10 protein-coding genes are annotated in these 10,416 nt (G+C 64.1%); 3 read left to right on the top strand and 7 right to left on the bottom strand.

The genetic code is table 11. From position 1 onward, the window contains the following. Window positions 1-51: 51 nt before the first annotated feature. Window positions 52-531, bottom strand: a complete 480-nt coding sequence (locus QRQ56_RS39035; protein ID WP_438747087.1) for a DUF2199 domain-containing protein — start codon at window positions 529-531, stop codon at window positions 52-54. Window positions 532-615: 84 nt separating this feature from the next. Between QRQ56_RS39035 and QRQ56_RS39030 the strand changes: the two genes are divergently transcribed. Further along, the gene (locus QRQ56_RS39030) at window positions 616-1,239 is read left to right on the top strand and encodes a hypothetical protein (protein ID WP_438747086.1); all 624 of its coding nucleotides are present in this window, start codon (window positions 616-618) and stop codon (window positions 1,237-1,239) included. Between the two features lie 211 nt (window positions 1,240-1,450). On the opposite strand, the gene QRQ56_RS39025 is transcribed toward QRQ56_RS39030, so the two are convergent. Further along, window positions 1,451-2,542, bottom strand: coding sequence for a TRAP transporter substrate-binding protein (locus QRQ56_RS39025; RefSeq protein WP_438747085.1), 1,092 nt, complete (start codon window positions 2,540-2,542; stop codon window positions 1,451-1,453). Window positions 2,543-2,851: 309 nt separating this feature from the next. Continuing rightward, window positions 2,852-3,943 (bottom strand): TRAP transporter substrate-binding protein, encoded by a 1,092-nt coding sequence (locus QRQ56_RS39020; protein ID WP_438747084.1) that lies wholly within the window; start codon window positions 3,941-3,943, stop codon window positions 2,852-2,854. A gap of 306 nt (window positions 3,944-4,249) precedes the next feature. Between QRQ56_RS39020 and QRQ56_RS39015 the strand changes: the two genes are divergently transcribed. Next, window positions 4,250-5,335, top strand: coding sequence for an SDR family oxidoreductase (locus QRQ56_RS39015; RefSeq protein WP_438747083.1), 1,086 nt, complete (start codon window positions 4,250-4,252; stop codon window positions 5,333-5,335). A 298-nt stretch (window positions 5,336-5,633) separates the two neighbouring features. Here the strand turns inward: QRQ56_RS39015 and QRQ56_RS39010 are convergent, their stop codons facing one another. From QRQ56_RS39010 to QRQ56_RS38995, 4 genes are all read right to left on the bottom strand, one after another. Further along, the gene (locus tag QRQ56_RS39010) at window positions 5,634-6,947 is read right to left on the bottom strand and encodes an NAD(P)H-dependent oxidoreductase (RefSeq protein WP_438747082.1); all 1,314 of its coding nucleotides are present in this window, start codon (window positions 6,945-6,947) and stop codon (window positions 5,634-5,636) included. 184 nt (window positions 6,948-7,131) lie between these two features. Further along, entirely contained in the window at window positions 7,132-7,932 is an 801-nt protein-coding gene (locus QRQ56_RS39005; RefSeq protein WP_438747080.1) for a phytanoyl-CoA dioxygenase family protein, read from the bottom strand. 138 nt (window positions 7,933-8,070) lie between these two features. Continuing rightward, window positions 8,071-8,748: a GntR family transcriptional regulator gene (locus tag QRQ56_RS39000; protein WP_438747079.1), complete on the bottom strand. Its 678-nt coding sequence runs from the start codon at window positions 8,746-8,748 to the stop codon at window positions 8,071-8,073. 184 nt (window positions 8,749-8,932) lie between these two features. After that, entirely contained in the window at window positions 8,933-9,790 is an 858-nt protein-coding gene (locus QRQ56_RS38995; protein ID WP_438747078.1) for a sigma-70 family RNA polymerase sigma factor, read from the bottom strand. Window positions 9,791-9,889: 99 nt separating this feature from the next. Between QRQ56_RS38995 and QRQ56_RS38990 the strand changes: the two genes are divergently transcribed. After that, window positions 9,890-10,345: a carboxymuconolactone decarboxylase family protein gene (locus QRQ56_RS38990; protein WP_438747088.1), complete on the top strand. Its 456-nt coding sequence runs from the start codon at window positions 9,890-9,892 to the stop codon at window positions 10,343-10,345. The last annotated feature ends 71 nt before the right edge of the window (window positions 10,346-10,416 follow it).

The raw sequence follows: 10,416 nt of genomic DNA, 5'->3' as shown, positions 1-10,416 counted from the left end.
GACCGGGACAAGCAAGCAAATCAGGCTGCCTGAGTGACCGCTACGCGGTCCTCACCGGATGCTTACGACCGATATGCCCAATCTCTGCTCGAGGGCGAGCGGATGATCGGTCGGCTCGAGCTCGATGTAAGGGCGAAAGCCGTTGCGCAGATGCAGCCTGGTCTTGAGGTTCTCAGTGCGCGGATAGAGCGGCAGCTCGGACGCGCCATGCACAGGAATCTCCAGGCAACCGCGCGCGAAAAAATATTCGTCGTCGACGATGCAGGTGTCGGCATCCAGCGCGCAACGCTGCGCGCGCTCGTCGGCGGGGATGGCGTAGAAATAAAGCGGCGCGTCAGCTGAATAGCCCGGCATGCCCTCGTGCCATTCATCGCAACAGCTGCATTTGAAGCGGAACATGTTCTCACTGTTTCGTGACGTGATCCAAAAAGGTCTATCAGAAAACGCGGTTTGATCGATCGAACGAAGCCGCCGTCGGGCTCCCACCAAGTCGTGATCATTCAGCCACGATCTGTTGCTACCCGTCAGCAAAGGAGTTCATGCGTAGTTCATTCCGAGGCCCTAGCTTCGGCATCGCCAACGCCCACCTTTTCCCCCTTTCAGGAGGAGACTTCCATGCCAGCATTGCTTCGTCCCGCTCTCACCGCGCTCGGCGTCGCGTGCCTTGTGTCCGCAGCATCGCTTGCCTCCTCGGGCGCCGCGTTCGCGCAGGCCAAGCAGCCGCCGGCTCAGAGCCAAGCCCCGAGTCAGGCCCCCAGCCAGGAAGCGCCCGCGCCAACCGAGCAGCAGGCTCCGCCCCTCAAGCAGATTGCGCTGACCGACAAGCAGATCGATGGCGTGCTTGCCGCCCAGAAGGACGTGGAGGCCATCACGGCAAAACTCCCCGAGAACGCCGCACCGGACCAGAAGCTGCTCGCGCAGCTCGACGAGGTCGCCAAGAAGCACGGCTTTGCCGGCTATGACGACTACAACAACGTCGTCGACAACATCAGCCTCGTGATCGGCGGCTTCGACCCCGCGACCAAGAAATATGTCGGCACGGAAGCCGTGATCAAGTCGCAGATCGCGCAACTTCAGGCCGACAAGAAGATGTCGGCCAAGGACAAGAAGGAAGCGCTCGACGAACTTAACGAAGCGCTGAAGACGCCGGCGCCTGCGGTCGAGAACAAGGGCAATATCGATCTCGTCGCAAAATACTACGACAAGCTGATCGCCGCGCTCGGCGACGATGAGAACTGAGGATGTCAGTGGCGCGGTTGCTCGCGCCACGCATTCACGGTCGTAGGGTGGGCAAAGCGAAGCGTGTCCACGGCTTCGGTCGATGGAAGGAATACGTGGGCACGGCGCTGTCGCGCCTTTGCCCCACCCTACGAGACCTTCATTCGCAAAAAAGAGCCCCGGAGACATCTCCGGGGCTTTCGTCGTTTGGTGCCTCGCAAGCGCGACGCGTTTACGTGCGCGTCCGCATCCGCATCATGAAGCTGTCGAAGCTGAGCTCGGCGACCTGCATCCAAGCCAGTGACTCCGCGCGATAGGCGGTCAGGCTCGCATACATCTTGCCGAAATGCGGATTGCTCTTGGCGAGATCGGCGTAGATCTCGTTGGCCGCACCGTAACAGGCCTCGAGCACCTCCTGCGGGAACGGCTTGAGCGTCGCGCCGGCCGCCAGCAGTCGCTTCAGCGCGGGCGGATTGACCGAATCGTACTTGCCCGTCACCCAGGTGAAGGTGTCGAGCGATGCGGCCGCGATCGCGGTCTGGTAGTGCTTGGGCAGCGCATTCCACTTCTCGAGATTCATGATGTTGTGGCCCTGCCCGGTGCCTTCCCACCAGCCCGGATAGTAATAATACTTCGCCACCTTCACGAAGCCGAGCTTCTCGTCGTCATAGGGGCCGACCCACTCCGCCGCGTCGATCGTGCCCTTCTCCAGGGCGGGATAGATATCGCCGGCCGCGATCTGCTGCGGCACGCCGCCGAGCTTTGCGATGATGGTGCCGGCGAAGCCGCCGACCCGGAATTTCAGGCCCTTGAGATCATCGATGGTCTTGATCTCCTTGCGGAACCAGCCGCCCATCTGCGCGCCGGTCGATCCCGTCGGAACGCCGATCGCATTGTGTTCCTTCAGGAGATCATTGAGCATGTCCTGGCCGCCATTCCACAACAGCCAGGAAATGTGCTGGCGCGTGTTGAGTCCGAACGGCAGCGAGGTGCCGAAAGTGAAAGCGGGATTCTTGCCCCAATAGTAATAGAGCGCGGTGTTGCCGATCTCGACGGTGCCGTTGGAGACCGCGTCGAGCACTTGCAGGCCCGGCACGATCTCGCCGGCGGCAAAAGGCTGGATCAGGAAACGATTGTCGGTGATCTCGGCGACGCGCTTGCAGAAATATTCACAGCCGCCATAGAGCGTATCGAGTGATTTCGGCCAGCTTGCAGCCAGCCGCCATTTCACTTCAGGCATCGACTGTGCAACGGCCGGGGCGGCAACCGCTGTGCTCGCGGCGAGACCGGCGCCCGCCGTCTTCAGGAATTCACGACGTTTCATGCGTATCCCTCCAATGTGCCGATTGCTCGACTAAGGGAACGATCTTGATGTCGTCTTGGCTTCGCCGATCATCGACGTTGTGTGACGATAGGAATGTATCCGGCGGCCCTTCAGGGCTTCTTTGTGGATTCCGTGCGTTGCGGCTCCGGCGGCGAGGATGACGGCTAGGCTTGCGATAATCAAGAGACGTCACGATGCTCGCAGTTGCGAAGGACGTTAAGTCTGGTCGAGAGTGGGCGCTCAACGAAAGAAGCCCCGGAGACATCTCCGGGGCTTCTCAGTCTTTAGTCGTGTGGCGCCGTTACCGCCTCACGTCTTGGCCCGCATCCGTGCCATGAAGCCGTCGAAGCTGAGCTCGGCGACCTGGGTCCAGGGCAGCGAGTCGTTCCTGAAAGCAGTCATGCTGGCGAGCATCTTGCCGAAATGCGGGTTGGTCTTGCCGAGATCGGCATAGATCTCGTTGGCTGCGTTGTAGCAGGCTTCGAGCACCTCCTGCGGGAAGCCCTTGAGGATCGCGCCGCCCACGATCAGCCGCTTCAGTGCCGGGGCGTTCACCGCGTCGTACTTGCCGGTGATCCAGGTGAAGGCGTCGCGTGACGCCGCGTCGATCGCCGCCTGGTAGTGCTTGGGCAGCGCATTCCACTTCTCGATGTTCATGATGTTGTGGCCCTGGCTCGTGCCTTCCCACCAGCCGGGATAGTAGTAGTATTTGGCCACTTTCGCGAAACCGAGCTTTTCGTCGTCGTAGGGGCCGACCCATTCGGCCGCGTCGATCGTGCCCTTCTCGAGCGCCGGGTAGATGTCGCCGCCGGCGAGCTGCTGCGGCACACAGCCGAGCTTGGCGAGGATGGTGCCGGCAAAGCCGCCGATACGCATCTTCAGGCCCTTGAGATCGTCGATCGACTTGATCTCCTTCCTGAACCAGCCACCCATCTGCGCGCCGGTCGAGCCGGTCGGAATGCCGTAGACGTTGTACTCCTTGAGGAGATCGTTCACGAGCTCCTGCCCGCCGCCCCACAGCAGCCAGGAGATCTGCTGGCGCGTGTTGAGGCCGAACGGCAGCGCGGTGGCAAAGGTGAAGGCGGGATTTTTGCCCCAGTAGTAATAGAGCGCGGTGTTGCCGATCTCGACGGTGCCGTTCGATACGGCATCCAGCACTTGCAGGCCCGGGATGATCTCGCCTGCCGCGAACGGCTGGATCTGGAATTTGTTGTCGGTGATTTCGGCAACTTTCTTGCTGAAATATTCGCAGCCGCCGTAGAGCGTATCGAGCGACTTCGGCCAGCTCGTGGCATAGCGCCACTTGATCTCGGGTGAGCTTTGCGCGATCGCGGGCGCGGCGACGGCGGTGCTTGCAGCGAGGCTGGCGCCCGTCACCTTGAGAAAATCACGACGTTTCATGCGTATCCCTTCCATTGCGTCGATGCGTCGAGCAGGGAACGATCTTGGTGTCGTCTTGTCTTCGTCGAGGATCGACGTTCTTTTGTTGAAATGGTTTAGACGTTTCCGAATGGCCCTGATGGGCTCTTTTTGCTGAAAACCGAGCGTTGCGGTTCCGTCAGCAAGGATGACTGTTCGTCTGACGATAATCAAGCCATGCGATCATCCAGCGACTTGCATCTCGCGACTGCGAAGCGTGCCAGACACAAGTCGGGCCCGTCGGCGGTGTGCTAAACGATGAGGCAACAAGCAAAAGAGAGGCACGCAATGACGGGCAAGAAGGTCGTGGTCGCCGGTGCGACCGGTCTCGTCGGCAACGCCGCCTTGCGACACTTCGGCACGTCGGAGCCTTGCGAGGTCGTGGCGCTGTCGCGGCGAAGACCGCGCAACCTCCACGGCGCCCGGTACGTCCCGATCGACCTCACCAGCGCCGCGGATTGCCGCCGCGCCGCCGCCGAGTTCGCGGACGCCACCCATCTGGTCTATGCCGCGCTCTACGAGGCGCCGCAGCTCGTCGACGGCTGGCGCGACCAGGAGCAGATCAGGACCAACGATTTGATGCTGCGCAATCTGATGGGCGCGCTCGAGCCGGTGGCGCCCGGCCTCAGGCATGTCGCCCTGCTGCAGGGGACCAAGGCCTATGGGGTCCATGTTCGCCCCCTGACCGTGCCGGCACGCGAGGGCCGCTCCGAAATGTACGAGCAGCCCAATTTCTATTGGGCCCAGGAGAACTTCCTGCGCGAGCTGCAGAAGGGCAAGGCGTGGCACTGGAGCATCTTGCGCCCCGTCTTGATCGTCGGCCTCGCCATGGGCGGCGCGATGGACCTGATCCCGCCGCTCGGCGTCTACGCCGCGATGCTGCGCGAGCAGGGCCGGCCGCTGGATTTTCCGGGCGGCGCCGCGCGTGTGGGGCAGGCGGTCGATGTCGATCTCCTCGCCCGCGCGATCGCCTGGTCGGGCGAAGCCCGCACGGCGCAGAACGAGGCCTTCAACGTCACCAATGGCGATGTCTTCACCTGGGAGAACATCTGGCCCGCGGTGGCCGACGCGCTGGAGATGAAGCCGGGCAAGCCGGTGCCGCTGTCGCTGGCGAAGGAATATCCAGGCTGGATCGACGCCTGGGACAGATTGCGGGCGAAGCATGACCTCATATCGCCCGGTCTCGCCGACTTCGTCGGCCTCTCATTCCAGTACGCCGACTACAGCATGCGCTACGGCCACACGGAATCCGGCCCGCCCTCGATCGTCTCCACCGTGAAGATCAACCGCGCCGGCTTTACGGAGATGATGGACACCGAGGACATGTTCCGGAAGTGGTTTCGGCAGGCGAAGCAAGAGCGGATGTTGCCGTAGTTTGCCCAGACGTCGGTGCGCTCCCTCCCCGCAAGCGCAGGGCCGTCGCATATGGGAGCGAACTCGCTTGTTGCCATCCTTCGAGACGCCCGCCCTCGGCGGGCCCTCAGGATGAGGACCTGGTGCGCGGCACCAGTTTCAACGGGCGCCAATGCTGCTTAGCCTCATCCTGAGGAGACCGCTGAAAGCGGTCGTCTCGAAGGACGAGGCGCTTGCTCAACTGCTGCTCGGAACCGCATGCGACTACCCTCGCCGCAAGCGGGAAGAGGTAGACCGCTCCGGTGGCTGAGATTTTGTGTCACCCCTCCTTCGCAAACGCCGCCTCCATCGCCTTCCGCGTCCTGATCGTCTCGTTGTTCGCGTCGAATTCGACATCGCTCCAGCGCACGATCGCGCCATGGGCGACGTCGTGCTTCAGCTTGAGGCGATGCGCGAGGCCGATCGGCAGCGCGCCCGCCTTCAGGCTCGCAGGTGCCGGCACCAGCTTGCCCCACACCGTGTAGCCGCCTTCGCCGTCCAGCATCTCGCCGGCACGCAGGTTACGCTTGGCCACCGAGGCGACGTCGCCGCGGAAGCCGTAGGGCTGCCCGGTCGGCTCGCCTCGCAGGGCGGCCGACAGCACCGAGATGTTCAGCTCGAGCCCGATCAGATGATAGGGCTTGTACATCGCGGCATAGCGCCCGCTGCCGTCGGTCTTCAGGCCGTATTGCCGGAAGCAGTCGGCGGCATAATCGTTAGGCGCCTCCAGCACGACATAGACGCCCCAGCGCAGATCGCGGAACACCGGTCGCCCGTCGCGTTCGAGCGAGGACACGACCTCGACCACGCCGGCCCGCTCCAGCACGCCGCCATGCGAGCGCGGCCGCATGATGTGCGGCAGATCGTCGACGCCGCAGGGCGGAAACAGCAGGCCGTCCGCGGGCACGTCGAGTGTGCAGGCGTTGGCGATCGCGGCCATCTCGATCGCCGATTTTGTGCCGTCGAGAAACGAGTTGAACATCTGCGGATTCATGCCGGCGGACTGCGCTTCGCCCGCGGTCAGGCCGTAATGCTGCCAGACGCCGTCGGGCGTGACGTCGTGATAGGCCGGAAGATATTTCGTGCCCTTGCCGGCCGCGACGACGCGGAATCCCGTTGCGCGCGCCCAGTCGACCATTTCGGCGGTGAGTGCCGGCTGGTCGCCATAGGCGAGCGAATAGACCACGCCGGCCTTGCGCGCCTCCTCGGCGAGCAACGGCCCCGCCAGCACGTCGGCTTCGACGTTCACCATCACGATATGCTTGCCCGCGGCGATCGCCGCGCGCGCATGTCTGATCCCCACGGCGGGATTTCCGGTCGCCTCTACCACCACGTCCATCGCGCCGCCGGCAATGGCGCGCGCGCCGTCGTCGGTGAAGACGGTCTTCGCGATGAGCTCGGTGCTCCAGCCGACCGTGCGGCATGCCTCGCGGGCGCGCTCGCGATCGATGTCGACGATGATCGGCACCTCCAGCCCCGGCGTATGCGGCACCTGCGCCAGGAACATCGAGCCGAATTTGCCGGCCCCGATCAATGCGACACGGACCGGCTTGCCGGCGGATGCGCGGGCCTGGAGGAGGCGGAAGAGATTCATGGGAAATATCCTGCGAAACTATCGTGTCCCGGACGCGGTGCAGCCTAGGCGATGCGTAGCATCGTCCGGTAGTGCTGCTCCGCAGAGCCGGGACCCAGAAGAAAAGCTATCTGTGCGGCGTGGGCCCCGGCTCTGCAGCGCACCGCTGAAGAAGCGCTGCGCTGCGTTCGGGGCATGAGGCCTTTTACTCCGCCGCTTGCCTTGGCGCACGGGCAAGACGTACCAGCGCGTCGTCATCCACCGTTTGGATCGGCGCGAAATCGCGATGGGCGATATACTCCGGCCGTGTCGGGGTGCGAATGTAGTTCGAGACCGCGTTCAGCGTCAGATACACGATCTTGCGCGGGTAGGGCGTGATGTTGCCGGCGGACCCGTGCACGAGGTTGCCGTGGAACAGCAGCATGCCGCCCGGCTTGCCGGTCGGTGCCACGATGCCGCCTTGCTCGACCAGCCGCGTCACGGTCGCCTCGTCCAGCGTCCACAGCGGATAGGAGGTGGTGGCGAGGTCGTGCGAGGCCTCGAGATCGCCGGCGTTCTGGCTGCGCGGGACCAGCATCAGGGGGCCGTTGATCGGCATCACCTCGTCGAGGAAGATCGCGATGTTCATCGCGCGCGGCTCCGGCATGCCGTCGTCGCGCTTCCAGGTGCCGTAATCCTGGTGCCACTGCCAGACGTCGCCGGTGAAGGCCGATTTCGCGTTGATCTTGAACTGGTGCATGTAGACGGGCTCGCCGAACAATTGCTCGACCGGCTCGATCATGCGCGGATGCGCGCCCAGGATTCCGAAGGCCTCGTTGTAGAGATGGGCGGCAAAGGCCGTGCGCGGCGCGCCACTCTTCTCGCGCCAGACCTCCGGCCGGTTGGCATCGTAGATGCCGACCGCCTCGCGCGCGAGCAGGTCGACCTCCTCCGGCGTGAACAGCTCGGGCAGGAACAGCCAGCCCTCGCGATGGAAGAACTCCAATTGCTCCTGAGACAGTTTCATGGGTCGTCCTCCTGTTTTGTTTTTTGTTGTCATTCCGGGGCGTGCGAAGCACGAGCCCGGAATCCATTTCTCCGCAGTATTCGAGGCCCAATGGATTCCGGGCTCGCGCCAAGTGGCGCGCCCCGGAATGACGGCTCGCTACGCCGCCGCCTCGTCGCTCGCCCTCAATCTCTCCTCGGTCATCCGTCCCGCCGTCTGCGCATGCGCCAGTGCGGCGCGCTCGGCCGCGCTCGCATCGCCTGCGAGAATATGCCCGGCGATGTCGATGTGCTCAGCCCAGGCGCTGCCGCGATAGTCGAGCTCCGACAGCACCGTCGCCATCGAGCGGCGCATATGCGGCCATTGCGGCGCGATGGTTTCCTCGATCACGGGGTTGCCGGCGAGCTGATAGATCGCGCGGTGAAAATCGACGTCGAGCGTGATCAGCTCGGCGAGTGTCGTCGTGCGGTCGATGCGGCGGCCTGCGGCGAGCGCGGCTTCCAGCCGCGCGCGGCCGGCCGCGTCATAACCCGCGCGTTCCGCCGCAAGACGGGCGGCCAGCGCATCGAGCGCGCCGCGCACTTCGTAGAGCTGGCGGATGCGCGCGGGATCGAGCTGGGTGACTTCGAAGCCGCGCTTGCCGCTTTCGGCCACGAGACCTTGCCGGTGCAGCAGATGCAACGCGTGCGACACCGGCTGGCGCGAGACGCCGAGCCTGTCGGCGAGCTCGTTCTGCCGGATGCGCTGACCGGGCTGAAGCGTGCGGTCGGAGATCGCCTCCAGGATGCGCGCATAGACCTGGTCGATCAGGTTCGGAAGCGGGTCGAGAGGGATCACGCCGGCAGCTCCGAAAAGCAGAAGGGAATACGGAATTCCGTATTCGAAGCTACGCCTGACGAGGCTTGGACGTCAAGCGGTATCGGAGGGTGGTTTAGCGACCGGTTTGCCTATCCAGTAAGTCATTGATTTCGCTGAGCTCATCTACTGTGCATGGGGTTGTTTTCGAGAAAATAAGTCCGCCTCAGCCCTCCAGCACCTCGACATCCAGCGCTGCGACCTGCTCCGCATCGGCCAAGGCCTCGATCCCGGCAATGCGGTCGCCCGCGAAGGTGACGCGGAGCGCGATGCGCAGCTGTCCGCCGAGGATGACGGCGACGCCGATCTCGCCGTCGACCAGCGCCGTCCGCGCCGCCTGCGCGCGCCCCTTGTAGAGCTGCGCCACGGCGTCGGCGCCGCGGATCTCGGCCAGCGTGCCGAGCCGCACCGCGGCCTGGTCGGCGCGGAAGACGACGTCGGGATCGAGCACGGCGAGCAGGCCTTCGAAATCGCCTTCACGCGATGCCTTGAGGAAGGCATCGACGATTCCGCGCTGACGCGACAAATCCGTCTCCGGCACCGGTGCGCCCTGCACCCGCCGCCGCGCCCGGCTCGCGAGCTGCCGCGATGCCTCGACCGAGCGTCCGACAATCGGCGCGATCTCGTCGAAGGGCACGGCGAACATGTCATGCAGCACGAAGGCGAGCCGCTCCGCCGGCTGCAATGTCTCGAGTACGACAAGCAGGGCCGCGCCGACCGCGTCGGCCATATCAGTCTCGCGCAGCTGCGTCTCGTCGGCCGGCTCCGGCACGTCAGGCCCCATCGGCTCCTCCTTGCGCGACTTACGCGCGCGCAGCATGTCGAGGCAGATGCGCGCGACCACGGTGGTGAGCCAGCCGCGCAGATTGGCAATATCGGACATGTCGTAGCGGCTGACCCGCAGCCAGGCCTCCTGCACGGCGTCGTCAACCTCGGCGCGGGAGCCCAGCATGCGATAGGCGACCGCGCGCAGATGGTCGCGGCTGGCCTCGAATTGCCCGGTCAGAAAATTTTCGTCAGTCATCGGTCACATTTCCTCGTCGCGATCCGTCATGGGCATGACGAAGCCAATCCGGCCGATGTGACCGGAACCTTCGAAATTCTCAGATGGAGACGCAACATGATGCACGCCCGCATGAATCACCCGGTCATGGTCCTGCCCGAGGCCATGAATGTCCTTCAATCCCTCGGCAATCTCACCAAGCAGGGCCTGCCGGAAAAGCTCCTGGAACTGGTGCACCTGCGCGCCAGCCAGATCAATGGCTGCAGCGTCTGCGTCGACATGCATCCCAAGATCGCCCGCAAGCTGGGTGAAACCGACGAGCGCCTGTTCGCCGTGTCGGCCTGGCGCGAGGCGCCCTATTTCACCGACGCCGAGCGCGCCGCGCTGGCCCTGACCGAAGCCGTCACCCGCCTCGCCGACCGCGAGGATCCCGTGCCCGACGCAATCTGGAACGACGCCGCCAAGCATTTCGACGAACGCGAGCTCGCAACACTGATCCTCTCGATTGCCGCGATCAACGTCTGGAACCGGCTGAATGCGGCCATCAAGATGCCTGTCGGCGTCTGGAAGGTGTGAGTTGTGTCCAGCGGATGGATGGGTAACAGAACAGACCGGATGGATAGGTAACAGTCGTTCATGGTTCGGTC

The organism is Bradyrhizobium sp. U531 (assembly GCF_051710265.1).
Classification (GTDB): domain Bacteria; phylum Pseudomonadota; class Alphaproteobacteria; order Rhizobiales; family Xanthobacteraceae; genus Bradyrhizobium.
The sequence above is the reverse complement of the archived record's forward strand: the minus strand, read 5'-3'. Positions and strand labels throughout refer to the sequence as shown.